Raw genomic sequence first — 24,632 nt, 5'->3', positions numbered from 1 at the left:
TGTACACAGATCGCCCCGGCGCGGCCGGGGCCCAAACCTATAGTATAACAGACGGCAGCGGGCTTGTCACCCCATTTCTGCCGCCCCGGCACTCCGGCCGAGGCAGAAAAACCCCGCTCTGCCGGAGGGAGGGCGGGGGGAAAGAAATTGCAGCACCGCCGGGATGGTCGGTGCTGCAGGGGGGAGAAAAGAAGTCATCTGCCGCGGTCTCTGTCTCCGCGGCTGACGAGGAAGCGGTGGGGGGCGCCGGAGCTCCGGCCCGCGGCGCTGATCTGATTATACGGGACGGCCTGCCCGCTTGAACAGGGACAAACGTGCGCAGCCGCCGGCCCGGCCGGAGCAGGGGGGAGGACACCCGGACTTTTTTGCGCTTTCGGCCTCCGGCGGCCCGGACGGCCGGGGACCGGGGACCCGGGCGGCGCCTTCGGAGAGGGTCGGTCCCGGCCTGCGGCGGCGCGCCGGGGGCAACGATCCCGCCGGTCGGGGGCCTGCGGCGGGCGGAAGGAGACGCAGCCGCGGCGCGGAGCGTCTGCCGCAGAAGGGCGGCAGGCCCTGCCCCGAAAAATCCGGGGATCCCGGGCGCATGTTCCGGGCGGCGGAAACCCCGCAAAAAAGTCCGGGCAGCGGGGAGCCGGAAACAGAAAGAGGGCCGGGCGGAGAGATCCTCCGCCCGGCCCGCCGGGTCTGTACAGATCAGATCATTCGTACCGGCTCCAGTCGGGAGCGCGGTTCAGGTCGGTCCAGCTCTCATAGACCCGGTCCTTGGCGACAAAGTCGTGGGAGTTGGTGGCCTCCTGGATGGCCAGGTAGAACCAGTCATCCTCATGGCAGTCGGTCCAGGTGTTCATACCGGAGAGCAGGTCGTCCGTGTCCTCCGGCAGGCGGCACAGCACGCGGTTGATCATGGTCACCGCCTGTGCCCGGGTGATGTACTGGTTGGGACGGAAGGTGCCGTCGCTGTAGCCCTGGATCCAGCCCAGCGCCGCGGCGCGGCTGATCTCGTCCTCCGCCCAGTGGCCCACGGTGTCCGTGAAGGTGGTGATGCCGTCCACGCCGCTGTCGTCGAACCGGGCGCAGATGGCCGCGAATTCGGCGCGGGTGATGTAGGCATCGGGGTCGAACAGGCCGGAGTTGCGGCCGTTGATGACGCCCAGGGACGCCATGGTGGAGATGGCCGTGTTGGCCCAGTAGTCCTCATCCACATCCGGGAAGGTGTTGTAGGTGGTCAGGTTGTCGTCCCGCACATCCTCGTCCAGCAGGCGGAAGAAGATGGTGGCCACCTGGGCCCGGGTGATGTTGGCGTTGGGCCGCACGGTGCCGTCGCTGTAGCCCTGGATGTAGGCGTAGTGGTCGTCGCCGTTCAGCATGGAGGGCACGGAAGTCTCCTCCCAGCCGGCGAAGACGGTCCTGTAGCTGGTGACATGGAGGATCTCGTCCTCATCGATCCGGGTCCGCAGAGTATTGGTGTTGTACCAGCCAGTGAAGCGGTAGCCGGGGCGGGTGGGAATGTGGTCGCCGTACTCCTTGTCATGATAGACGTTGATGGAGAAGTCCCTCCCGTTTTCGTCAATAGGATCGAACTCCGTGCCGCCGTTGGAGTCAAAGCGCAGGTAGGGCTTGCTCTCGCTGCCGCCGCCGGACCTTGTGAAGCGGTATGTGTAGATGACATTGCCGGTCAGCGTGGTCGTCGTATTGGGCTCCGTATCCCAGGAGCCGCCCGTGTACCCACTTTCGGGCTGCATGCCGGTGGGGACAGCGATACTGTTACTTGCAAGAGTAGTTCCCTTGTTGATGGTATACACAATGTTTCGAGAGCTTCCGTCGCTCCAAGTGCCGTTGTCGACCTTGAAGGTCACAGTCACCTGCTCCGTCGGCGTAGAGGTCTGCTCGTACACCAGCGCGAAGGGGGAGAAGGTGGAGGTGGTGAAGGTGATGTAATCACCGTCCTGAGTAGCCGCTTTTACCGTATTATTGATATTAGCCACGGCATTCTGATCAACAGGCGTTTCCCGGTCCATGCCATCGTGATAGTGGACCACATAGAATTCGCTGTCCTCAGCGGCATCTGCAGGCACCGGCCAGTGAATGGTCAGTTCGCCGGAATCCACAGTCACGACAGCATTGCCGTTCTGGGTGTCGACCAGGTCCAGATAGGCCAGGTCATACGCGGGGTTGGTGAGAGATACATTGAGGACCTCATCTGTCCGCACTTCGCTGATGGCGTCCTCGCCCAGAGCCTGATTGAATTCCTGGTTATCGGACACTTCATCCACCAGCAGATGCACGCGCTCAGCGGCCACCGGGACCTCACTTTCGTTGACATGGTAGGTCACGCCATTGCCAGCCTGGGCGATGATCGTGCCGCCAGTTACCGAGCCATCGCTCGCAATGATCGGAGTGGTCACTTCCCGATCGGGGTCCGTAATGCTGCGGATCGTAAGCGTTCCGGTGTCAATGAAGACGCTCCGCTCCACAGGTTGGCCACCATTCACAGTAAACACAGCCTTGATCGCTTTCTGGTCCAGGCCGCCGGGGTTGATGGTCATGGTATACTCTGCGGAGGGCGCATTCGCGGACATGTCGATCTGGTCATTTTCCTTGACGTTGCCTCCAGCATCCTTGAACAGCAGGCGGACTTCCGTGTCCGTCACGGTGTCCGCATTCAGGGAGTAGACGTAGCGGGTCGGATTGGTGGAATAGACGCCCATATAAGACATTCCCCAGTTCCGAGTGACAGTACCTTCTTCTCCATCCAAGCTGTCTTCGCCGCTGTAGGAGAAGGACAATTTACCCGCCAGGTCAATGCCATCTTTGAGCCCGAGTTCTGCCGCAAGGCCGGCAGGCAGGGTGATATGATAGCCGGGCTTCGGCAGGCCGCTGCCGCGGGTATCATCAATGATAGTCCCGTCGGCATTCGTCACACCGCCATAGCCCGTGCCGCCGGTGTAGATGGTGATGTCGGCGGGGGTGACGATGATCTCGTTGATGTCGGGCGTGCCGTCGTTGTCCTCGTCATAGCTCCACAGGGCGTAGACCGTGTCATTCTTGGTCAGGTCCACAGCGTCCACCGCGGCGGGGACAGACCCATTTTTCGCATCCTCGACGCTGTAGATTTTTCCTTCGGTATTGGTCAGCGTCCAGCCTGCGAAGAGGACATCCTCGGTTCCTTCATCGGCGTGCGTGGGATCAGCATAGGCGGGATTTTTTTCCTGGCCAAGTGTGTAGTTCTTGGCATCTGCCAGGGCAATACCGTTCACGACGAAGGTGTCCTCGCCGTTGATCGTACCGCCGTTGGCGTCATAGGTCAGTTTATACTTGGCGGAGATGTCCAGGGTTCCGTCCAGATGCCAGCAGAGACCACTGCTGGGCGCTTCGGTTTCGTATCCATCTGCACCAGAAGCTACTCCCAGATGATACCAGTCCAAAGTTTTGATCAGATCCTGATGATCGGCCGCACTCTTGTGTAGTTTAAATTTGTCGGCCGCAAATGCCGCCTGAATGACGTCGGCATAGTTGCTATCATTATAATAGTTCTGCCCGATATTCTGCTGAGATGCCAAGGGCAGGAGCACATTTTCCAGCTTGCCCAGGACGCAGTAGCCCTTCGCGTTCAGAGTGAGACCGTAGGTTTCTTCCAGAATTTTCTTCTCGGCCTCCGTCAGTGCATCATCCGCGCCGCTGCCGATAGGCTTGGCATAGACGTAGACGTTCTGCATTGCGAAGTCCTCGTCCTCATAATCGGGGATGCCGTTGTCGTCCGCGTCCTGCGCCCACACGGCGTGGACGGTGATGTTCTCATTCGAGAAGGTGACCGACGCAACCATGCCGGTCGGTTCCACCGTCGCCGGGGTGGACTTGGTGTAGTTGTTGGGCTTTTCAGTCCAGCCAACGAATACCACGCCGTCCTTATCGGTGTCGATGTCCGTACTGATCGTTTTGGGCAGATCCGCTGACTCATTCTCTGCGTATGTCTGATCAGCTGTATCAGAGGTGGTGCTGCCGCCGCCCTGATTGTAGTTATACGTCAGGGTGTAGCGATCTCCCACCTTATCATCGCAGGTCACTGTGAAGGTGACGGGGACGGTAGAGACAACCTCCCAGCTGCTATCGACCCATTTCAGGGTGATGGTCTTCGCACCCTGATCCGCAGGAGACAGGGCATGGCCGTCTTCGATAGTCGTATTGTACGCCGTCACATAGGCATCAGGTGCAATATTGGTGATATCCACATAGTAGGCGGCCGCATCGCCTGTGTCCCGCCATTCGACTTCGCCGATGGCATAGCCTTTTTTCAGGCCATAGGTCACACTTTCGTGATCCGCATCGGCCTTGATACACTCCACAGTGACTGCGCCATCACCCAAAAGCCCGGTATCGTCCGAGATGTCTGGGTCGCCGGTCAGGTCCTCATCGTCGGGGGCAGTGGGAGGGGCCTTGATAGTGAAATTCCAATACATGTCGTTTTGATCGATCACTGTACTGAAATCTCCGCACGCAGTTCCTTTGTTAATTGTGACGCTTTGAACATCGGAGCTTCCATTGAGAGATGCAAAAATCTCAATGGACTGGACTTCTGTGTAAGGGACATGGGTATTGTGCAGCTGGCTATCAGGATCAATCTCATCTGCATTACGATTGAAAACCAGATAGTATCCATCTTCCCATCCATTATGATCAATCTCGCTCACAAAATAATCGGGATTAGTAGAACCATTAGTTCCATGTACTGCAATTTTGACACTTTCGCGGTTAATATCGTTGATGGTAATATCGGGATCATTCTCGGCGTTGTAGAGTTCGACATATCTGGTAAGAATCGCATCATTTTCATTCATAATGCGGATTCTGGTGCCTGCATGTACATCAACACCAGACAGCTTCTGTGCGAATGCTTCGGTATCTGCATTGACAACGGTAGCCTGCGTAAATTGAGACCCGCCTTCTTTTTCTGTACTCCAGTTGCCGAACGTATAAGAAATATACTCCGGATCCTTGGGCCAGTTTGTCACAGTAGAATTGTTGTCAACAATGGCAACGTGATACAACCAAAATATACCGTCATCACCTGTTGAAGAATCTCTCGAGTCATAAAAAGCAACAATATGACGGCTGCTATCCTTGGCTTGGATATGATATAGTCCTGTTGCGTTAGTCCAAGGATGATCTCCAATCAATCGAAGTTCATTAGCATTTAAGGTAACGCTCTTTTCCTCATAGGAAATTTCAACAGATACCAAGTCGCTTGGATTTGCCTTCTGGGCCTGGATACCTAATATATTATGCCAGTATGCACTATAGATTTTATTATCCAATGGGTCCGTATTTGTCAATTCCCGTGATTCGTCTGTAAAATTAATCTTTACAGAATCAATATCTGTTTTGGCAGTTACAGAAGAATCTTTCAGCATTGCCATCTTATAGATGTCTGTAGTTCCAATATGAAAATATACCAAATTAGTACCTAAGCCATCATAAGGACCCTCGCCTGTCACTTCCGGCCCCTCCACCGCCAGGGCGGTGGCCGGGAGCAGCCCGATGCACAGACACAGAGCCATCAGGGCTGCAATGATACGTCGCTTCATTTTCATTCCTCCTAATTCCAAATTGTTCCTGCCCGCTCCGGCAGGAGTTCCCCAAATCTTACCGGCAGTTCACTCCCTCCCCCCATCCGGCAGCCAGCTGTTCGGCGTCCAGGACCCGCTCATAGGCCTGCTCCGCCAGGAGCCGCACGCTCCGCTCAATATCCGTCCGGGTGGCCAGGTACAGCTTCCGCAGGCACCGGGGGTTCCCCTTTGCCTCGTCCACCCGGGCGTCCCGGCAGAGAGACTGGATCTCCGACGTCACCTGGGTCCGGCTCATGGCCTTTCCGTTCCGGGTCACAAACACAGGGCCTGACAGCAGGCCGCGCCGGCGGATATACGCCCGCAGCTCCTGCTCCAGACACCTGGGGATGGCCTCATACCACTGCGCGCCGTTCCCGCGCGCCAACACCTGCCCGGCCTGCACCTGCTCCACCGTCAGCCGGGGCAGCTCGCCCACCGGCAGGCCCAGCAGGGCGAACACCTTTACCAGCAGGTACGTCCGCTCCTTCTCCAGCGACCGGGCCGCCTGCAGCAGCCGCAGATATTCCGCCCGGGTCAGCTCCGGCCGGACCGCGGGCTCCGGCTCCAGCTGGCCCACCAGCTGCAGATCCCTGCGGCCCAGATAGTCCAGCAGGCCGTTGGCGGCGGAGAGGTGCGTGTTGACGGTGCCGGGGGAGTAGCCCTGGGCCAGCAGCGTCTCCCGCCAGGCGGCCAGAGTCCCCGGGGAGATGCGCTTGTCCGGCGGCAGGCCGGCGTACAGCGCCTCCAGCCGGGCGGCATAGACCTGGATGGTGCCCCGGCTGCGGCCCCGGCCGGAGAGCGTGTCCAGATAGGCCCGGATCGCCTCCGGCGTGATCTCGGCGCCGGACCGGTCCGGCGCGGTCCGCGGCGCCCGTACCGCTGTGCTCCGCATCGCCCCACCCCCTATCAACGGAATCAACATTCCATCCCGCGTCGGTCCGGAGGACGGCGGGGGCGGAGGGAGGAGAGGGCAAAAAAACCGCCCATGCGGAGCGCATGGGCGCAAAAAAGACGCAAAAACAGAAGCCGGGCAAAATTCGACACATTTCCGGCTTTTTTCTGCTGCCTAAATCCGCAAAAGACACTTGCGGGGCGATATGCTTTGTGCTAAAATTTGGATATAAATATGTACGGTAGGTTATTTTTTTACTATTGATTATGTCGGAATGTTGATTCCGTCCTATTCCCGGCTAGCAGACCAGCCCCATCCGCTCCAGCGTGCCGGCGTGCTCCGCGCCGGTGGAGATCAGGTAGATGCGGGTGGTCTCGATGCTGCTGTGGCCCAGGACGTCCGCCAGCTTGGCCACGTCCCGGCAGACCCGGTAGAACGTCCGGGCGAACAGGTGCCGCAGGTTGTGGGGAAAGACCTTGGTGGGCTCCACCCCGGCCCGGGCGCACAGCGACTTCATCTCCGCCCAGATCTGCCGGCGGGAAAGGCCGCGGCCGCTTCTGGTGAGAAAGATCTCGCCGGAGGCGGTCTTTTGCTTCCGGGCGTACTTCAGCAGCTTCCGGCACAGCTTGCCGGGCAGCAGGATGGTGCGGATCTTGCCCTTCAGGCGGACCACGGCCCTGCCTGCCAGGGCGGCCTCCACCGTGAGATAGCGGACCTCGCTGACCCGGATGCCGGTGGCGCAGATGGCCTCCAGCAGCAGGGCCAGCCGCTCCCGGCCCAGGGCGCGGGCGGCGCCCAGCAGGCGGTCGTACTCCTCCCGGGTCAGGTCCCGGCTGTCATCCCGGAACAGCCGCCGCTGGATGCGCAGCGGGCGGACCCGCAGCTCCGGCCGGCCCAGAAAGGAGAAGAAGCGGTTCAGCGCCGCCAGCTTGGCGTTGATGGTGGCCGGGGCCTGTCCGCCGGCCAGCAGGGCGGCCTTCCAGGCCCCCGCCGCATCCTTGGTGAGGGGGCGCTCTCCCAGCCAGGCGGCAAAGGCCGCCACGTCCCGGCAGTACTTCTCCATGGTGCCGGGGCTCTTCTCCTCCCAGCACAGCTGGTCCCGGAATGCCTGCATCTGCGTTTTGGTGATCGTCGCGTCGTTCATCCACTCTGCCTCCTGCATGTATTCTCCTGCTATTTTACCCCGCGGCGGGGGAAGGATTCATCTGCTGAAGAAGAAACACAGGACAGAAAAGAAGAAAAGCCCCACGGCACTGGGCCGTGGGGCTTGCGGTTCTCTTAGGGCTTCGTACATGCCGCCCGCCCTTCCCGGGGATTTTGAGGCTGCCCACGCAGATGTGTACAAGCCTCCGTATCCCTTCTGCCGCAGGGATTTTGCGGGATTTTGGGGTGCGCGTCCGAAGTTCGGATCTCCCGTAAATCTACACAGATATGGATAAGTCTCGACGCAAATGGTGTAAGAAGCGGTGTATGGAAAATGTCCGGTTTTGATCCTGTCACAGGTTGGCTGCGATCTGATCAAAGGCGTGCTTGACGGAGTTGTAGTCCGTGTGGGTGTAGACATCCAGGGTGACGCTGGCGCTGGAGTGTCCCATGAGGTACTGCAAACTCTTGATGTCGATGCCCGCCCGCTGCAGATTCGTACAGAAGGTATGCCGCAGCACATGGGGCGTGACCACGGGAAAGTCCTCCCCCAGGGCCCACCGGTGTTTCCGCTGGAGAAGACGCATGTAGTTCTCCAGATGCATGGCCACCTTTGGCCTGCCGTCCTTATCCAGGAACAGGAAGCCGCTGCACCCGTCCACCACCATCTCTGTCTTGGGCGGCGTCCGATCCTTCAGCACCCGCTTGAGGGCCATGTAGACCATGTCCGTCATGGGGATGGTGCGGATCCCGCTCTTGGTTTTGGGGCTGGTGATGAAATAGGGCCGGTTGGCTGTTCGGCACAGCTGGCGCCTCACATAGAGACAGCGGCGGGTAAAATCCAGATCCGCCTTGGTGAGGCCGTACAGTTCGCTGACCCGCAGCCCGGTGCCCAGCAGGATCACGATGTCGTCGTAATAGCTCCCGCCGCCGTACTCCTGGAAAAACTGGAGATACAGGTCCTGTTGCTCCCGGGTGAGGGCCGTCCGCACAAAGGCATCCTTGGGGATCACGTCCGAGAGCTTGAATTTGAACGGGTTCTTGCGGATCATGTCATCGTCCACAGCCATTTCAAAGGCGGGGCGGACCACGCACTGCACCGTGCTGATGGTACTCTGCTTGTACCCCCGGTCGTGGAGGGAGACGAACCAGGCCTTGGCGTCGGAGGGCTTGATCTGCCGGATCTGCTTTTGGCTGAAGGGGTCCTTCCGCATACGGTTGATGACCGTATCATAGGCGCGATAGGAGTTTTCCTTCAGGGTGCGCTTCAGATCCATATACCGGGTGACAAGTTCGAGTACTGTCATCTCCCCGGCGGCATAGTCGATCCCGTCCGCCAGGTCCCTCTGGATCTCGGCCTCCTTCCGGCGCAGCTCCTCCAGTGACCTGGCATAGATGTATCTGCGCTGCTTTCGGGTGTCGGTATAGCGAAACATATAGAGGCCGTCTTTCCGGTGGCTCTCGCCTGTTTTCAGAATACGGCCTCTCTGATCCCGGCGCTTTTCGGACAAGTTTTGATCCTCCTTTCTCGAAAAGCGCTCGATAGGCTGTATCTGATTTTACCATACAGCCTTGGATTTTACCACCTATATGGAATAGGCAGTCTCCAAATATTTCTCCAGCGCTTTTCGTTTGATCAGCCGTTTGCTTCCATTCCAGAGCACGAAGGGACAGCTTTCCTCGTTGGTCAGATCCCGGAGCTTGTTGATGCCGATGCCGAAGTAGGCCGCGGCCTCCTCCAGGGTCAGGTTGGCTTTCTCCCAGACTGGAACTATCTCAGCCATCCCCATCACCACCGCTCTCTGATCCCAATGACGGTAATGACGGTATTTCCCCCGCGGGGGCGGAATCGTCATCATCGTCATCATCGTCACGCTCCTCATCTTCCTCCTCGTCCTCCGTGCGCAGGAAGGTGAGCTGCCGGCTCTCCGGTCTCCGGGACTTCCAGTATTCGATACCCTTCTCCTCCTTGAGCCGGCGGGTGAGGGCGTTGAGCTTCCGGGTCAGCGTATTGGCCCGGTAGGGGAGCTCCGGGTCCAGCCGGCGCAGCCGCTCCAGCAGCTCTGTGGCTGTCCCCTGCCAGCCCCCGCCAATCGCCTGGTCGACGAGATCCAGCAGCGGCTCAGGCGGCTCCGCGATCTCCGCCTCCCGGCTCACCACCGTCCACAGGCAGCGCTGCGGGTCAAAGTCCAGGATCATCCGCTGTCCCGGCAGATCCCGCCCGGTCTGGTCCAGGATCACACGACCCTTCTCCCGGTACAGCAGGAAGGCCCCGTCCGCCGCCCCCAGCAGGCCGTTGGTGCCGCTGATCCGGTCAAAGGAGTTCTCGCTCTCCGTGTTCTTCCGGGTGTGGTGGACCAGGATCAGCGCCACGTCGTGGATGTCGGTAAATTCCTTGAAGGGACGGATCTCCTCGTAGTCGCTCTGGTAGCTGTACTGGGCGCCGCTGCCCTCCCGCACCCGCTGAAAGGTGTCGATGACGACGAGGCGGACGCTTGGGTGACCCATGAAGAAACCCTCCAGCATCGCCAGCAGGTCTCTCCCACGCAGGTCGGTTCCAAATTTCAGATGGAGGCGTCCCACTGGGTGCTCCACACCGAACATCCGGATCAGCCTGCCCTGGACGCGCTCCCCCGTGTCCTCCAGAGACAGATACAGCACCTGGGAGCGGTGGGTGGGCTGTCCCAGGAAGGGGGTCCCCGTGGCCACGCACCAGCACAGCTGGGCCATGAGGAAGGACTTGCCCACCTTGGGTGCTCCCGCCAGAATGTAGCACCCGGCGGGGAGCATCCCGTCCACCACCGTGGAACGGGGCAGGAACTGCATATCCATCAGCTCGGCGGCAGTGATGATCTTATCACGATCCATTCCGCTCCCCCTCCTTCCGATCCAGACCGGCCAGCAGGCTGCCGGGCAGGGAGATCAGCTCCGCTCCGGTGTTGCACAGTCGCTTCATGGCAGGCATCTGGAAATCGAAGAAGCAGCCATAACCCGGCCGAACATGGTATTGACGTTCTCCCGGCGACTGATAGAATCCCGCCAGCAGCTCCAGGGGAAACAGGTACACAGGCTCGTTGGTGACCGGGCAGTGCGCCTCCCGCAGCAGGTACTGCTGGAGCCGGTAGAGGCAGTGCTCGTCCAGGATCGCTCGGAGCAGCCGGCGTCCGTTCTCGTCAAAGGCGATGTAGTAGAAGAAGTCCTCCCGGGCAAAGCGGATCAGTCGGCTGCGCGGATTCAGTGCATGGGGCACCAGGTCGGCGGCCTGCTCCCACGCTTCCCCCAGCAGGATGCTGCCGCTGTAGGAAAAGCCGGCCCCGGCCTCCGACTGCTCGAACTGATCCCGGAACAGCAGTTCCGTCTCGGGGTTCCACCGCATATTCCGGCGGCCCAGGTAATAGAGGGCGTAATAGCGCTCGCCAGGCGTCAGCAGCACCCCGGACACCCGGGCGGACTTGTTGTCCTTGCCGCAGACCTTGTTCAGCTCATAGGCGCTGTAATAGACCAGCTCCTTCCGCCTGGCGTCGTCCCTGCGCCTGCCCGGGACCCATCGTGCCCCCAGCTGGTGGGCCAGCAGCAGGCAGGCGGCGTTCCGGTGGAGCCGCTGGGTCCGTCTCCAGTCCCCCTGGCCGTCGGCCGGAGCCAGCAGGCGTGCCCGGATCTGTTCCGCCCGGCCGGGAGAGAGGTGTTGGATCTGGTTCAGCCCCCTGCTGGTCAGAGACAGGGAGCGGACCACACGGCGGCGCTCTCCCCGGAACTTCCGCTCCTTCAGATATCCCGTCCGCACCAGCTCCGTTACCACCCGCCGGCGATAGTCATAGCAGCCGCCCGCCTTCCGCAGCAGCGCCACCGGCACCTCGCCGCAGAACCCCACGAACACCAGCAGGCGAAAGCCAAAATATTCTGTATTCCATTTCATCTTGTATCATCCTCATATCTTAAGTACTGCGATCTCTACAGCCCGCGGCTCTTTTCACACTGAGCTCCTTGCCCAGACTGCCGCCATTCCCCGCGGGATCTGTCCGGCACAGGCTCTGTCCGACAGACTGCCGCTGCCGCACTGCCTCAAAACCATAAAGATCCCAACGGCGTTGGAAGTCCGCGGCCGGCCCCCTTGGGGATACTGGCTTTCCGGCCAAAAAGCGGCACCGAAAATCTGCAGGCGCGAAAAATCAGAAATCGGTATGTTTTTTCGGATCATTTTTCCGCTATTGTTTCAGGTTTCCGGTGGTCCGGCCCAGGACTCCCGATGGCTCTCCAGCCACTTGGGGAACGCCTCGGCGGGCAGGACCCAGATGCGGGTGGCGTTCCGTTCGCCCCGGTGGCTGCACTGGAAGGCGGAGCAGAGGGCGGAGGTATCGTTGGTGAGGAACGCCGCCTCCAGCACATCCTGGCAGTGCTTCAGCTCCAGGTTGTCGTGGTCCAAAAAGCGGCGGCCCGGGCCGTAGATATGTTCATAGGCCAGGACGCAGATGTGGAACTTGGGCGGCAGCCGGTCCGGGAACGCCCGGCGGATGGCTGCGCGCAGGGAGTGGGCCAGGAAGCGGCTGCGGTCGCTGTCGCCCCGGCGGGGCAGGACGGCCTCCAGGGTGACGGCCAGCCAGCCGCCCTCCAGCAGCTCCACCCTGGCAGGCGCCTCCTCGCCGATGGACGGGCCTCCCGCTGCGGGCGGTCCCGGCGGCAGGACGGTGGCGGCATAGTCCCGCAGGGCGAGCGTCGCCGTCTCCGCGGCTCGGAGAGCCTCCAACAGGCGCCGTTCGCTGCGGATCGGATCGTGTGATTTCATGGGAAAGACCTTCTCTCATAACAGGATAAGGGCTCGGGGCGGGAAGCCTCCTGAAAAGCCCCTTCATTAAGCATGTAGAAATGAAGGGAGTATTTTCACCCCCTCCCGGCAAAAATTTTTCAAAACTCCTGCCGGCGGAGGCGCCCGTGATTGCCCTTTCATAATAAATGGAGAAAAGGCTCCCTGTTTTTGCCCCCTTAGAAAAACTTTTTTGGAAAATTTCAGCCGGGCGCAAAAATACGTTCAGCGCAAACCTTCGGCGGCGCGGAAAACCGCGGCTCGACATTAGGTCTACGCTGAACGCAAATCAGAAAACCAGATACGCTGTACGAGGACTTTTGCGTTCACAGCCTGAGCGGCATGGTCCAATAAAATAGCTCCATGGAGACAAAATCCCCTTGCAATCCCGCGGAAATCTAATATAATAATTATCAGATTATTAGATTGCTTGTGGGAGGTTCATCATGTTCACGGAAAACAAAACGACCGAGCTGAAGCGGGAGTATGTGGACGACATCAAGAATACCGCCATCGCCTTCGCCAACTGCGACGGCGGCACCCTCTATGTGGGCATTGAGGACGACGGCACGGTGCGCGGCGTGGACGACGCAGACGGCACCATGCTCCGGGTCACCAACGCCATCCGGGACGCCGTGCGCCCGGACCTGACGATGTTCCTGGAGTGCCGCTGTGAGACCATGGAGGGAAAGCCGGTGATCTGCGTCCGGGTCCAGCGGGGAACGGCCCGGCCTTACTACCTCCACAGCAAGGGTATCCGCCCGGAGGGTGTCTTTGTCCGTCAAGGGGCCTCCACCGTCCCCGCCAGCGAAGCGGCAATTCTGGACATGATCAAGGAGACCAGCGGCGACAGCTACGAGGCCGCCCGCTCCCTGGAGCAGCGACTCACCTTTGAGCAGGCCTCGGCGTTTTTCCGGAGCCGGAACGTGGCCTTCGGCCCGTCTCAGATGCGCACGCTCCATCTGATAGGTCCGGACGGTACATACACCAACCTGGCATTCCTGCTCTCAGACCAGTGCAACCACACCGTCAAGCTGGCGGTCTTCGAGGGCAGCAAAAAGTCGGTCTTCAAGGACCGGCAGGAGCTGACCGGCTCTCTGCTCCAGCAACTGGAGGATGCCTACGGCTATATCGACCGATTCAACCGCACCCGGGCGGAGTTCTCCGGCCTGGACCGGGTGGATATCCGGGACTACCCGCCCGAGGCCGTGCGGGAGGCGCTGCTCAACGCCCTGGTCCACCGGGACTACGCCTTCAGCGGCCCTACCCTTATTAGTATCTTTGAGGATCGGATCGAGTTCGTCACCATCGGCGGCCTGGCCAGGGGCATCGGGCTGGAGGACATCCGCCTGGGCGTATCAGTGCTGCGTAACCCTGACCTGGCCAACATCTTCTACCGCCTGCGGCTGATCGAGGCCTACGGAACCGGCATTCTCCGTATCCACGAGTGCTACGCCGGCGCGGCGGTGCAGCCGGCTATCGAGGCCACCGACCATGCCTTCAAGATCACCCTGCCGAACCTGAATTTCAGCCGCGAAGCAGAAAATGCCCCGCCTGCCCGGCCAGCCACCAGTTTGGGCAAGAGAGAGGCCCGGGTGCAGAAGGTCATCGGGCTGTGCAGAGAGAACGGCTGGGTCGTCCGGAAGGACGTGGAGGCGGCGCTGGGCGTCTCCCAGGCCACGGCGATCCTGCTGTTGCGGGAGATGACCCGGGACGGCCTGCTGGAAAAGCAAGGAACGGCGAAGAACCTGCGGTATTATCTGGCGGAAATGTGACAACGGTGAAATTGCAATCAGGCCGCCGGTTCCGAAAGGAACCGGCGGCCTGATTTTTTCGTTTATCAAGCACCAAATTGGCGTGGATCTGTTCTGAAACTCATTCCATGTTCTTTCCCTGCGTCACTCCACCACCGCCGCGGCCTCATCCTGCCGCTCCCTTGCCGCCTCCAGGTCATCGAAATCCCCCAGGGCCCGCAGGTCCACATGGGAAGCGTCCACCCCGAACACCGGGCGTTCCGCCCACTGGGCCAGGGTGGCGGGATAGTCTCCTTCCAACTGTCCCCGGACGCTCTCCGAGCGCAGGCGGCACACCTCCAGCAGGGTGTCCACCGCCAGCAGGTGGTCCTCATAGGAGCAGAAGGCGGTGGGGTCGGCCTGGACATAGGGGGCGATCATGGCCTGGGTCTGCCGGATGACCGCCTCATACCGGCCGCTCTCGAAATACTCCGTGAGCAGATGGTCGAAATAGGCGTGATACCGAGCAAAATAGTCGTTGTTTTTCATCAGATTGTGATAGAGGGGGCGTTTCAGCATGGTCTCCCCCCGGGCGGGGGTGTTGATGGGCCAGTTGATCAGTACGTCGGGGTCCCGGATGGGATCGGTCATGCCCAGGGCGTAGGTGCCGAAGGCCAGGTTGTAGTCCCAGGGCAGGATGGAGATCACCCCGTCCTCCTCATAGAGGAAGTAGTTGTGTCCGGTGTGGCCCAGGTAGCTGTCCCAGTTCATGACGAACACCTGGACGGTAAAATACCGTAGCACCTCGTCCACGTTGATTGCTGTCTCCAGGTCCTCCCCGGTGGACAGCACCCGCAGGGCCTGGATCAGCCGCTCCCGGTCCGCCCCGTCGGTGGAGAACTTGGCGTTGTCGAAAATATTGGGGTAGAGGGCGGGATCGTCCCCTGTGTACCACAGGGCCACGTCGGCGTTCTCCGCGTTCAGGGAGTGGTAGTCCGGCTTATAGAGCGCTCCGTGATCCGGGCCGAAGTTCCGCCGGGCAAAAGCCTCCTCCGGTTCCTCGATGGCCAGGAACAGCCCCCAGGGGGCGCCGTTCACCGTCACCCAGGCATAGCTGCACAGAGGGGCCGGCGCCTCCATGTAGGCCATCATGTGGTAGGCCAGGTAGGTCTTGAGGTAGCTGTTGTCCTGGAAGGAGGCATCCAGGGAGAGCTTGTCCAGTCCGTGGTAATTCCCGCCGTCCACATAGTGGTCGAATTCCAGCTTCAGGCTGTACCGGGACAGGCCGTACTCCTCCGTCAGCCGGAGGGAGTTGTTCCCCTTGGCCCGCAGGCCCACCTGGTAAAATTCCTCTCCGTCGATGACCGCAGTGCAGGGGATATAAGCCTCCGCCGGGGCGTTTTCCAGAAAGCTCGCCCAGTCCTCCACCCGCAGGTCCACGGTGTGGACCTGTTTGTCGTCAAAGAGGCGATAGGCATACCCAGGCGCGGAGCTGGCGGGCCGGAGACCCAGGGCCTCCCCGAAGCAGAGCAGGCCGGTGAGAACCAGGGCCAATAAGATCGCCCCGCCGCAGATAAGATCGATATGCCGGTGGCGGATCATGACCTCACCCCATGTAGTCCCCGTTGTAGGAGACCAACACCACGTTCCTCACGCCCTCCATGGCCCCCAGCTCATTGACGAACTCCGTGTCGGCGTCCCGCAGGCGCACCTCGTAGTTCAGCTCGATTTGGCCCGGAGCCACACTTTTACTCTTCAGGTTCAGCCGCCGCACTCGGGCCTCCACCAGGGCCCGCACCTGTCCCTCCACATCCTGGTCGGCGCAGTGGATCACCAGGATGTAGGGGGACTCCCCGTTCTTCTGCCGGGAGAACACCAGCAGCACCACCCCCACAAATAGGCTACCCACCACCGCCAGGGGGATGAGCCCCGCCGCCAGCACGATGCCCGCCGCGATGGCCCAGAACAGGAAGGCGATATCCATGGGCTCCTTGATGGCGGTGCGGAAGCGGACGATGGACAGGGCGCCCACCATGCCCAGGGAGAGGACGATGTTGCTGGTCACCGCCAGGATCAACAGGGTGGTGATGAGGGTGAGGGCGATGAGGGTCACCCCGAAGCTGGGGGCGTACATGACGCCGGCGTAGCATTTTTTATAGACCAGGAAGATGAACAGGCCCAGGCAAAAGGCCAGCGCCAGGGCGATGACGGCGTCCGGCAGGGAGACCGCGTCCAGCCGCTCCAGAAAGCTGGATTTGAAGATGTCCTGAAAGGTGAACGTGGGCATGGCAACCACTCCTCTTTTCTTCGTTCTCAGTCGAACCGCCGGCACAGGGCGTATTTGGAACAGGCCGCCGCCCGGCGATTCGGGGTTTGGACGGCCAGGCGCACCAGGTCGGGGAGAAAGGCGTCGTACTTGACCTCCAGTACCGTCAAAGCGTCCAGAGGTTTCAGAGGGAACAAACCGGGGGACAGGAAGCCGGCGCTGTCCCCGCAGGTGCGCAGGTTCCGATCCAGGGTCACTCGGACATTTCCGGGGGCGTACAGGAAGGCCTCCCGGTCATAGCACACCACCGTCCTGGGCCGCAACAGCGTCCCATGGAGCTTGTGGTACAGCTCCGACAGCAGGGGCTCACCCCGCTCCAGAAGGAAGGCGTCCTCCCCGGAGAGCAGCCGCTCCGCCTCCTCCAAAGTCAAGCGGGCGGAACGCTTGCCGCACAGGCCGTTGACCTTCCACTTCTTCTCCAGCTTGAGAAAATCCGGGCGCTCCCCGTAGTATCGCAGGCGGAACTTCTCCCGCCGGTCCACCCCGTCCAGCTTCTCCCGGAGGGCGGTATCGTAGGGGGTGTCGAAATACAGGCTGGTCACCCGGTAGGAGCCGTCCGGCCCGGCGTGGCCGTCCCGGGGAAAGAGCTTCTGAAGCCGGGAGGTAAGCACCAGATCCTCCTGGGGAGAGAGCTGGTGCTTGACCTCGTGGCGCAGGCGGAGGGGCTCAGTCGTCCCAATCGTCGTCCCAGTCGTCATCGTCGTCCCGGTCGGCGTAGTCCGTGTCGTCCCAGCCGTCGTCATCGTCGTCCCAGTGATCCTCGCCGGTGGGGTCGCCGTACCAGTCGTCGTCATCACCCCAGTCGTCGTAGTCGGTGATGCCATCGGCATTGGGACCGTAGTCGGTATCGTCGTAATCGGTGATGCCGTCGGCGTTGGGGCCGTAGTCCGTGTCGTCGTAATCGGTGATGCCATCGGCATTGGGGCCGTAGTCCGTGTCGTCGTAATCGGTGATGCCATCGGCATTGGGGCCGTAGTCCGTGTCGTCGTAGTCGGTAATGCCGTCGGCGTTGGGGCCGTAGTCGGTATCGTCGTAGTCGGTGACGCCGTAATCGGTAATCCCGTCGCTGTTGGGGCCATAGTCGGTGTCGTCATAGTCCTGGAACTCCGCATCCATCTCGGTGACCTTGCCGGTGTAGGCATTCACCTCGTACTCGTACTCCACGCCGTCCAGAACGAACTCCACCTCGTACTCCCCGTCGTCCAGGTCGTACTCCTTCTCCACGAACTGCAGGTCGTCCCGGCCCAGCTGGGTGGAGAGGATGCTCTGGGCGGCGGAGGCGTTGATGTACCCCTTGTCCCCGTAGGCGTCGTCGTAGTCGTCCTGGTCCAGGGTCACGGGCTGAGAGCCGATCTGGTCGGTCTCCACCACCAGCCGGACCGCCTCGGCCAGTTCATTGAGGAACTGGTCATTGGGGTAGGCGGAGCCCCGCTCCAGCTTCAGGATGATGTTCTTCTCGTGGCCGCCCACGGTGGCGTCGAAGTAGCCCAGGGCATTGATCTCGTCCACCAGCTCTCCCACCACCTGGGTACAGGGCCGGCCCTGGTAGCCGGTGTAGGAGGCCAGCAGGGTCTGGGCCTCCTGGTTGCGGCCGGTGAGGGCCACCACGTTGCCAGCGTCGTCATAGTCCATCTCGATCTCCGGGTTCACACTGAGCAGGACAGTGCCCACGGCGCCGCCGCTCTCTTCCAGGAGGGGGGTGCTGGTGCCGGAGGTCTCGGGGAGGGCCGCTGTGCCGGCGCTGTTCCCGCAGGCGGTCAGAGCGGTCAGGGCCAGGGCGGCGGTCAGAGTCAGGCCAAACAATTTGATGCGGATGTTCTGTTTCATGTCTTTCATCTCCTCAAAAAATGGTGTTTCAGTTTTGTGTTCTGATTTTAGATTACGGAGCCGTTGCCGAAAAACCGGGGTCTGGGAAAACTTTTTTATGTTCCAATTCTTTTATGTGTTCCCGCCCCCGCAGGGGGCGGGAACGCTATGGAAAATTTTGAATTCAGGAACACAAAAGGGAAGTGGGAGTTTTTGATTTTCCTTGGCTTACACTAGAAGGATACGGCGGCCGATCTCCAAAACCGGGGCCGCGGCGGAAATTTTTCTGCGTTAATCGTCATCATTCCAATCTTCGTCATCGTCGCCGTCGTCATCATCGTCGTCATGGTTCCCGTCATCATCGTCATCGTCCTGGTCGTCGCCATCGTCCCGATCTTCATAGTCGGTGACGCCGTCGCTGTAAGGACCGTAATCCGTATCTTCATAGTCGGTGATCCCATCCGCGTCAGGGCCGTAATCGGTATCCTGATAACCGGTCGCACCGCCGCTGTCGGGGCGGTCATCCGTATCATCCGGGGCGGCGGGTGGATCGACCTGCTCCGGAGGCGGTTCTGGGGTAGGCTCCGGTTCGGGGGGCGTCACCGGGATGACTACCTCAGTGACCGGCGGCTTCTCGTCAGTGGGGCCGATCTGGATCACGATGGTCTCCCCGTACCGCTCCTCCAGATCCTCCCGGGCCGCCTGTTCCTCCCGGGCCTGCCAGTCGGCGTCGGCGCTGGTAACTGTGATGGACACCGTCTCCCCGCCGGAGAGGTAGCCCATATCGATGGCCCGCTCCACCAGCTCCTCCGTCACGTCCTCCCGGTCCTTGCCCCCATAGTCGTAGCCCTCGATCAGGACCCGACCGTCCGCGTTGAGCCCCTCCAGCTCCAACACCCGGTCGGTGCGGCTGAGGGTGAGCTCCACGTCTGGGTTGATCTGGATGCGCAGGGCGCCGTAGGGGGTGAAGTTGGGCTGGTAATAGCCGAAGAATACGATGCACAGGCAGGCGGCCAGGCCGGCAACGCCGGACAGGGGCTTCCACAGGGCGGGGCGTTTTTCCTTGGGACGCCGTAGCTCCACGATGTCCCGCACCGTGTCCCCCACCTGATAGCGCAAGTTGGCGGCCTTCAAAAAGCGGCCCTCCTCGTCCAGCACCACCGCGTAGGCCGGATGCACCTCCATGACCAGATAGTTCACGCTTCGTCGCCCCCTCTCTTGGGGCCCACCTGGCACAGGTGGCCCCGGATGATCTCATAGCCGTTGGTGAAGGCCAGCAGGATGGCCACCAGGTACTTCCGGTGCCGCTCCATGGTCTTTTTGTCGGTGCCGGAGCCGGCGGACAGCTCCCCCATGGGCAGCTTGCCCGTGTCCTCCACCCGCTTCAGCAGCTCCGGCTGGGTCCGGGCGAAGTCCAGCACCCGGCGGCAGGCGGCGAAGGTCCGCTCCTGGCGCGGGCAGTTGTCCGCCACATCGGAGAAGGTCAGGCCGAACTGGGCCAGCTTCTCCGAGAACTCCTGGATCTCCCGCTGGCTGGCGGTGCGCACCACATAGTCCCCGGCATGGTCCACGGTGTCGGGGATGGTGTCCAGCAGCTCGCCGCCGTCCTCCTCCCCGCCCAGAGGGGTGTGGAGGGAGATCACGTTGCCGTGGTGCTTCTCTGTCCGGTAGTGGTCGATGAGCTGGTTTTTAATAGCACGGGCGGCGTAGGGCAGAAAGGCGCCCCGGCTCTTCTCATAGGCCAGGATCGCCTCATAGAAGGCCAGCATGGCGATGCTCAGCTCGTCCTCGTGGCCGTTTTCCGGGGCGGTGTGGAGAAACTTCACCGTCTCCGAGCGGATAAAGCCCATGTACTGACGGATGAGGGCGTCCGCCGCCTCTGAGTCCGTCTTGGCCGATTGCACCTGGGAAACGATGTCGTGCTCCGTGCGCACCATTGCCATCCCTCCATCCCCCTCCGGCAGAAGGATACGGATACGCCGCCGGATTTTCGGGGTCACAGCAGAAAATTTCAAAGGGTAAAAAACGCTATTGTAAAGTTTAGCGGCTGCGAAACGGAAACGCGACCGTCTGGATGTCAAATCTTTGTCAAATGTATGTAAAGAAACGGATGGGGCGGTCTTGCGTTCCCTTGGATGGGTTGTGTATCGAAGCCCTCTGTGATAGGATAGGGACACAAAAGCAGAGAGGGGTGCGCAGGATGAAACAGATCATTTCTTTCGGTTTGACAGCGGCGCTTTTGCTGGCCTGCCTGACCGGCTGCGGCGGACAGGCGGGCGATACCGCACCCGGCGGGACAGCTCCCTCCGGCGGCCAGACTCCCCCGGCGTCCTCCGTTCCGGAAACGCCCGCCGGCCAGGGGCAGACGCCGCCTGTGTCCCCCGCCCCGGAGGGGGAAGTCGCCGCCGGGGAAATCAGCCGGGAGGAGGCCCTGGCCATCGCTCTGGCCAACGCCGGGGTGCCGGAGGGGGACGCATACAACGTCAAAACCGAGACCGACAGCGACAACGGCATCCCCCTCTACGACATCGAGTTCGAGACGGACTACGGCGACTACGACTTTGAGGTGGCCATGGCCGACGGACGCATCGTGGGGGCGGACTACGAGGTGGACGAGGAGTGGCTGGACGCCCTGGGCGGCTCCCCCGTCACGGCGGAAGAGGCCGCTTCCATCGTGGCCGGCAAGATCCCCGGCGCCAGCGCGGCGGACGTGGACATCTGGGAGGAGTCCGGCGACGGCCGGGGCCGCTACGAGGGAGAGCTGTTCCTGGATGGCATGGAATATGAGTTTGAAATCGATCCGCAGACAGGGCGGATCTTCGACTGGAACGCTGACCTGCGGGATTGATGCCCACAGCCTGCTGCAACATGCGGATTTGGCTGCAGGTACCGGAAACAGGCATCTGTCCTGCGGAGACCCCGGAATACTATACCGTCCAAGGGAAAACAGGTAAGGGAGTGTCCTATATGAGCATCCGAGAGGCACTGATCCATATGTTTACAGACGATCCCGTCAACTGGCTCAAATGGGCGCTGGTATTTGCCGTCCTGATCGGAGGGTATTTTGTCGCGGTCCCGCTGTATGGGAGACTCTCCCACGGTATGAGCTGGGAGCGCAAACGGGACATCGCCAGGAGCCGAAACCACATCATCAAAGCGTCGATCGTGAAGAAATGGCCATCCGGGGATGTGGGCCACTACAACTGGCACGCTACCTACCGTTATACGCTCCAAGGCGAGGAGCGTAGGTACACTGCCTATTTCAAGCACCCGTCCACGCCGCCCCTGTATCTGTATCTCTACTACATCAACGATCCCTGTAAACTCTTTTCCTGTGATGAATACCACTATCAGAACCACAAGGGACTGCTTCTTCTGCCGGTCATCTTCCTGCCCTGGATTTTGGCTCTGGTCGTCTTTGCCCTTTTGGGTGTGGAGCCGCCGCAAGCAATCTAAGAGAGGGAACCGCTGCTGGACGGCATGAAGTATGAATTTACAATTGCCCCACGGTTCTTCGATTGGAATGCCGGCTGGCAGGACTGGCTGGCACAGAAAAGCAACGGGGAGAAGGCACATATGCCTACTCCCCGTTACTTCATTTTGTTCTTTTTTAGGACGGTTCCTTGGGTGAGAGCCCCAGTTTGGTCTCCAGTTCCCGCATTTTGATCTCCGCCTCGTGCAGCGCCATGGACGGCGTTTTTTCCTGCCTGGTCACCATCTTGACCAGGAGCTCGGCCAGAATGGACGCATTCGTCCGCTCCAGCAGTTCCATGGCCCGCTCCAGCGTCTGGCCGGTAAATCCGGCCTTCTCCAGCTTCCGGCGTTCCTTATCCAAGCTCTTCATGGCCTTCGCCCCTCCATGCGCCTGGTTATTCGGCGATTTGGGACAGGGCCAGCAGAGCCTGGGCAGTCTGTACTCGAGTGGCCGCCTGGCCGGGGGCCAGGGCGCCGTCGAGCCCGGTGAGCACCCCGGCCTCCACCACCCAGGTCATGGCCTCCAGGGCGTAACCGGAGATCTGGGCGAAGTCTCCAAACTCACGAATAGCCATGCCGCCCTGGGCGGTGTCATAGCCCTCATGCCTGGCGTAGCGATAGAGCATGACCGCCAGCTGCTCCCGGGTGATGGGATCGTCCGGGCCGAACAGGCCGCCGCCGTAGCCGCCGGCGATCCCCTGAGAGGCGGCCCAGCGGACAGCCTCACCATAGGAGGCCGCCGGATCCACGTCGGAGAAGGTCATCAGGTAGTTTACCACCGGGCGGCCCTCCAGCGCCCACAGGGTCGCGACCGCCTCGCCCCGGGTCAGCGTTCCATTGGGATCAAAACGATCCGCGCTGATGCCGGCCATCAGGCCGTTCTCACAGACATAGCGCACCGCCTGGACGTCCCGGGCATCCACATCGGTGAAGGGCAGGACAGACAGGGCCGCGCCACCCACCTGATAGACGGCCACGGTGCCGGACACCTCGCAGGCGGCCAGTAGCAGGGCCTCGCCGGTGGGGCTGACGGAGGCGTCCAGGAACAGCAGGCCCTCGGGGGCCACGTCGCCGCCGGTGACCCACTTGTCCAGCTCCCCGTCCTCGTATTCCTCGGAGCCCTCCACCACGGAGGCAAAGTCCCGGGTGTTGATGTAGTTGACATACTGAGCGGAGGCGGGCTCGGTCACGTCATAGACCATGACGCCGCCGGTGCGCTCCAGGGCCACAAAGGCATAGGTACGGCCGTCCACCGTGCCCACGGTGACGCTCTCCGCCTCCGGCCCTTTCTTGCCGGAGCGGTCGTCCACCACGGCGTTGTCGTTGGAGCAGTTGTAGTAGTCGGGCAGGTACTGGGCGGTGAGGGCCTCGAAGTCGTCCCCGCTGGTAAACACCTCGGTCAGGCCGTCCGCACCGGCCTCATAGAGGGTGAAGGTGCGGCCGCCGAAGAGGTAGTCCTTACCGGTATCCAGACCGTCAAAATCCCCGCTCTTGAAAAAAACCACCTTGCCGGTGAGGCCGGAGTTCTCCGCTGTGATGGCCCCAGTGGGGGAGGTCACGCCCTCGTCACCGAAGTCCCGCTCGTCCTCATTGAGGTAAAAGGTGCCCAGATCCTCGTCCCCCCACTCCCGGGCGTCCCCCTCGTTGGCAGTGACCAGATAGGTTTTGCCCTCCGCCTGGAAGGCGGCGATGGCATCGGGCATCCGGATGCCCATGAGGCCGCCGTAGGTCTTGGGGGCGTAGGCGTCGTCCTTCTTGTCGATGTCGACGGGGGTGACGCCGTAGTCCTCAAAGCCCGCGGAGTAGATCCCGTCAAAGGTACGGGAGGTCAGATCCAGCACCGCGATGGCGTTGTTCTCCTGTAGGGTGATATAGGCCTTGCCGCCAGAGACGGCGATGTACTCTGGCTCCAGGTCGGTGGAGGGGTTCACGCCCTTCTTCAACACCACGCCGGAGGCCGCCAGCTCGTCCCGCCGGCCGTCAAAGGCGTCAAAGCCCACCACCTCACTGGTGAGAGCAGACACGTCCACCACGGTGACCGAGCCTCTGGGGTCGGCGATCCCGTCGCCGTACCCCTCCCGAGGCTCCCCCTCGTCGGCGGTGAGGACGGTGTTGTTGTCGGCGAAGGTCACCATATCCGGCTGCGCGCCGGTCTCCACCAAATCCTTCAGGGTGAGGGTGCCGTCGGCATTACAGGTGAACAGGGCCACCCGGCCGGCGTCGTTGTACCCTTCCGCCTGGAGGGCGGCGGCCAGGGTGGCGCTGTCCGGAGAGACGGCCACAGAGGTCATATCTCCATAGCGGAAGGAGCTGTCCGCCGCCTCTACCAGGGCCTTCACGTCAATGTCCGTGCCGCTGAGCCGGGCGACGGAGCTCCCGGCGGCGAGATTTTCCAGAGAAATGGCCGCCAGCAGGCCGCTCTGGCCGTTGATGGCGTAGGCAAAGCTGTTGGCCCGGTTATAGGCCACGATCTCCATGACGCCGCCGTCCACGTTGAACTGGCCAGAGGTGTACCGGGCGATCTGGGTTAGGTTCAGGGGAGAATTACCGTTTTCATATCCGGCGGTGGCGGTAATGTCCGCCGCTACCGCCGGCACTGCGGCGCCCAGCTGGAGCGCCAGAGCGAGGGCCAGGGCGGTGGCCGCCGGCCTTCTTGCTTTTCTCATGCTGTTTCCTCCTGCGATTTTGTTTTGGACAGGGAGCCGAGTATCCTCCCAATTTAGAATAGTATAATCCCGCCGTTGTAAAATCCGAAAGTAGTAGCATGTAAATTCTTTGTAACCGCCTGCGGGCCGGAACGATACCTGGCCCGCAGGCGGCGTGCTTCACATAGATTTAGCGGTCTCTTTACGGA

19 protein-coding genes and 1 pseudogene are annotated in these 24,632 nt (G+C 61.4%); 3 read left to right on the top strand and 17 right to left on the bottom strand.

Annotation, left to right across the window (positions count from 1 at the left end; translation table 11 throughout):
- Positions 1–698 precede the first annotated feature (698 nt).
- The 9 genes and pseudogenes from H9X91_RS14720 to H9X91_RS08800 form a co-directional block, all read right to left on the bottom strand.
- Positions 699–4,475: an S-layer homology domain-containing protein gene (locus H9X91_RS14720; protein ID WP_338111966.1), complete on the bottom strand. Its 3,777-nt coding sequence runs from the start codon at positions 4,473–4,475 to the stop codon at positions 699–701.
- A gap of 429 nt (positions 4,476–4,904) precedes the next feature.
- A pseudogene (locus tag H9X91_RS14800) lies at positions 4,905–5,408 on the bottom strand (hypothetical protein); the annotation flags it as partial.
- A 232-nt stretch (positions 5,409–5,640) separates the two neighbouring features.
- Entirely contained in the window at positions 5,641–6,495 is an 855-nt protein-coding gene (locus H9X91_RS08830) for a tyrosine-type recombinase/integrase (RefSeq protein ID WP_204804413.1), read from the bottom strand.
- Between the two features lie 298 nt (positions 6,496–6,793).
- Entirely contained in the window at positions 6,794–7,639 is an 846-nt protein-coding gene (locus H9X91_RS08825) for a tyrosine-type recombinase/integrase (RefSeq protein WP_243414500.1), read from the bottom strand.
- Positions 7,640–7,991: 352 nt separating this feature from the next.
- Positions 7,992–9,149, bottom strand: a complete 1,158-nt coding sequence (locus H9X91_RS08820; RefSeq protein WP_204804410.1) for a tyrosine-type recombinase/integrase — start codon at positions 9,147–9,149, stop codon at positions 7,992–7,994.
- Positions 9,150–9,224: 75 nt separating this feature from the next.
- On the bottom strand, positions 9,225–9,422 hold the full coding sequence (locus H9X91_RS08815; protein WP_204804408.1) for an excisionase: 198 nt from the start codon (positions 9,420–9,422) through the stop codon (positions 9,225–9,227).
- Positions 9,415–10,506 carry an AAA family ATPase gene (locus tag H9X91_RS08810; RefSeq protein ID WP_204804407.1) on the bottom strand — a complete coding sequence of 364 codons (1,092 nt, stop codon included), beginning with the start codon at positions 10,504–10,506 and terminating at the stop codon, positions 9,415–9,417. The genes H9X91_RS08815 and H9X91_RS08810 overlap by 8 nt, the downstream gene beginning before the upstream one ends.
- Positions 10,496–11,554, bottom strand: coding sequence for a hypothetical protein (locus tag H9X91_RS08805; RefSeq protein WP_204804406.1), 1,059 nt, complete (start codon positions 11,552–11,554; stop codon positions 10,496–10,498). Before H9X91_RS08805 ends, H9X91_RS08810 begins: the two co-directional genes overlap by 11 nt.
- Positions 11,555–11,851: 297 nt before the next feature.
- Complete coding sequence (locus H9X91_RS08800; protein ID WP_204804405.1) at positions 11,852–12,421, bottom strand: DUF6100 family protein; 570 nt, start codon at positions 12,419–12,421, stop codon at positions 11,852–11,854.
- Between the two features lie 464 nt (positions 12,422–12,885).
- Between H9X91_RS08800 and H9X91_RS08795 the strand changes: the two genes are divergently transcribed.
- Complete coding sequence (locus H9X91_RS08795) at positions 12,886–14,214, top strand: RNA-binding domain-containing protein (protein WP_204804404.1); 1,329 nt, start codon at positions 12,886–12,888, stop codon at positions 14,212–14,214.
- Positions 14,215–14,337: 123 nt separating this feature from the next.
- On the opposite strand, the gene H9X91_RS08790 is transcribed toward H9X91_RS08795, so the two are convergent.
- The 6 genes from H9X91_RS08790 to H9X91_RS08765 all read right to left on the bottom strand — a co-directional run bounded on the left by H9X91_RS08790 (position 14,338) and on the right by H9X91_RS08765 (position 20,247).
- Positions 14,338–15,774, bottom strand: a complete 1,437-nt coding sequence (locus H9X91_RS08790; RefSeq protein ID WP_204804403.1) for a CotH kinase family protein — start codon at positions 15,772–15,774, stop codon at positions 14,338–14,340.
- 4 nt (positions 15,775–15,778) lie between these two features.
- Positions 15,779–16,459, bottom strand: a complete 681-nt coding sequence (locus tag H9X91_RS08785; RefSeq protein ID WP_204804402.1) for a DUF4956 domain-containing protein — start codon at positions 16,457–16,459, stop codon at positions 15,779–15,781.
- A 26-nt stretch (positions 16,460–16,485) separates the two neighbouring features.
- The gene (locus H9X91_RS08780; RefSeq protein ID WP_204804401.1) at positions 16,486–17,196 is read right to left on the bottom strand and encodes a polyphosphate polymerase domain-containing protein; all 711 of its coding nucleotides are present in this window, start codon (positions 17,194–17,196) and stop codon (positions 16,486–16,488) included.
- A complete protein-coding gene (locus H9X91_RS08775) occupies positions 17,165–18,325 on the bottom strand; it encodes a PepSY domain-containing protein (protein ID WP_204804399.1) in 1,161 nt (386 codons plus the stop codon). The genes H9X91_RS08780 and H9X91_RS08775 overlap by 32 nt, the downstream gene beginning before the upstream one ends.
- A gap of 270 nt (positions 18,326–18,595) precedes the next feature.
- A complete protein-coding gene (locus tag H9X91_RS08770; RefSeq protein WP_204804397.1) occupies positions 18,596–19,504 on the bottom strand; it encodes an anti-sigma-I factor RsgI family protein in 909 nt (302 codons plus the stop codon).
- On the bottom strand, positions 19,501–20,247 hold the full coding sequence (locus H9X91_RS08765; protein WP_243414499.1) for a sigma factor: 747 nt from the start codon (positions 20,245–20,247) through the stop codon (positions 19,501–19,503). The genes H9X91_RS08770 and H9X91_RS08765 overlap by 4 nt, the downstream gene beginning before the upstream one ends.
- Positions 20,248–20,504: 257 nt before the next feature.
- On the opposite strand from H9X91_RS08765, the gene H9X91_RS08760 reads away from it, so the two are divergent.
- Together H9X91_RS08760 and H9X91_RS08755 are read left to right on the top strand one after the other, a co-directional pair.
- Complete coding sequence (locus H9X91_RS08760) at positions 20,505–21,152, top strand: PepSY domain-containing protein (protein WP_204804395.1); 648 nt, start codon at positions 20,505–20,507, stop codon at positions 21,150–21,152.
- Between the two features lie 119 nt (positions 21,153–21,271).
- Positions 21,272–21,760, top strand: a complete 489-nt coding sequence (locus tag H9X91_RS08755) for a hypothetical protein (RefSeq protein ID WP_204804394.1) — start codon at positions 21,272–21,274, stop codon at positions 21,758–21,760.
- 154 nt (positions 21,761–21,914) lie between these two features.
- Here H9X91_RS08755 and H9X91_RS08750 read toward each other — a convergent pair whose 3' ends face one another.
- The gene (locus H9X91_RS08750; protein ID WP_204804381.1) at positions 21,915–22,148 is read right to left on the bottom strand and encodes a hypothetical protein; all 234 of its coding nucleotides are present in this window, start codon (positions 22,146–22,148) and stop codon (positions 21,915–21,917) included.
- A 25-nt stretch (positions 22,149–22,173) separates the two neighbouring features.
- A complete protein-coding gene (locus H9X91_RS08745) occupies positions 22,174–24,444 on the bottom strand; it encodes a choice-of-anchor I family protein (RefSeq protein ID WP_204804379.1) in 2,271 nt (756 codons plus the stop codon).
- Between the last annotated feature and the right edge of the window lie 188 nt (positions 24,445–24,632).

Origin of the sequence: Oscillibacter valericigenes, assembly GCF_016902445.1 — a bacterium.
In the GTDB taxonomy this organism is placed as follows: Bacteria; Bacillota; Clostridia; order Oscillospirales; family Oscillospiraceae; genus Oscillibacter; species Oscillibacter avistercoris.
Note: the sequence above shows the minus strand (reverse complement) of the source record. Positions and strands in the feature narration are given on the sequence as shown.

Coding starts and splice junctions, on each gene's coding strand:
- H9X91_RS08830 (WP_204804413.1), bottom strand. CDS start 6,495: ATGCGGAGCACAGCGGTACGGGCGCCGCGGACCGCGCCGGACCGGTCC.
- H9X91_RS08825 (WP_243414500.1), bottom strand. CDS start 7,639: ATGAACGACGCGACGATCACCAAAACGCAGATGCAGGCATTCCGGGAC.
- H9X91_RS08815 (WP_204804408.1), bottom strand. CDS start 9,422: ATGGCTGAGATAGTTCCAGTCTGGGAGAAAGCCAACCTGACCCTGGAG.
- H9X91_RS08810 (WP_204804407.1), bottom strand. CDS start 10,506: ATGGATCGTGATAAGATCATCACTGCCGCCGAGCTGATGGATATGCAG.
- H9X91_RS08805 (WP_204804406.1), bottom strand. CDS start 11,554: ATGAAATGGAATACAGAATATTTTGGCTTTCGCCTGCTGGTGTTCGTG.
- H9X91_RS08800 (WP_204804405.1), bottom strand. CDS start 12,421: ATGAAATCACACGATCCGATCCGCAGCGAACGGCGCCTGTTGGAGGCT.
- H9X91_RS08795 (WP_204804404.1), top strand. CDS start 12,886: ATGTTCACGGAAAACAAAACGACCGAGCTGAAGCGGGAGTATGTGGAC.
- H9X91_RS08790 (WP_204804403.1), bottom strand. CDS start 15,774: ATGATCCGCCACCGGCATATCGATCTTATCTGCGGCGGGGCGATCTTA.
- H9X91_RS08785 (WP_204804402.1), bottom strand. CDS start 16,459: ATGCCCACGTTCACCTTTCAGGACATCTTCAAATCCAGCTTTCTGGAG.
- H9X91_RS08780 (WP_204804401.1), bottom strand. CDS start 17,196: ATGACGACTGGGACGACGATTGGGACGACTGAGCCCCTCCGCCTGCGC.
- H9X91_RS08775 (WP_204804399.1), bottom strand. CDS start 18,325: ATGAAACAGAACATCCGCATCAAATTGTTTGGCCTGACTCTGACCGCC.
- H9X91_RS08765 (WP_243414499.1), bottom strand. CDS start 20,247: ATGGCAATGGTGCGCACGGAGCACGACATCGTTTCCCAGGTGCAATCG.
- H9X91_RS08760 (WP_204804395.1), top strand. CDS start 20,505: ATGAAACAGATCATTTCTTTCGGTTTGACAGCGGCGCTTTTGCTGGCC.
- H9X91_RS08755 (WP_204804394.1), top strand. CDS start 21,272: ATGAGCATCCGAGAGGCACTGATCCATATGTTTACAGACGATCCCGTC.
- H9X91_RS08750 (WP_204804381.1), bottom strand. CDS start 22,148: ATGAAGAGCTTGGATAAGGAACGCCGGAAGCTGGAGAAGGCCGGATTT.
- H9X91_RS08745 (WP_204804379.1), bottom strand. CDS start 24,444: ATGAGAAAAGCAAGAAGGCCGGCGGCCACCGCCCTGGCCCTCGCTCTG.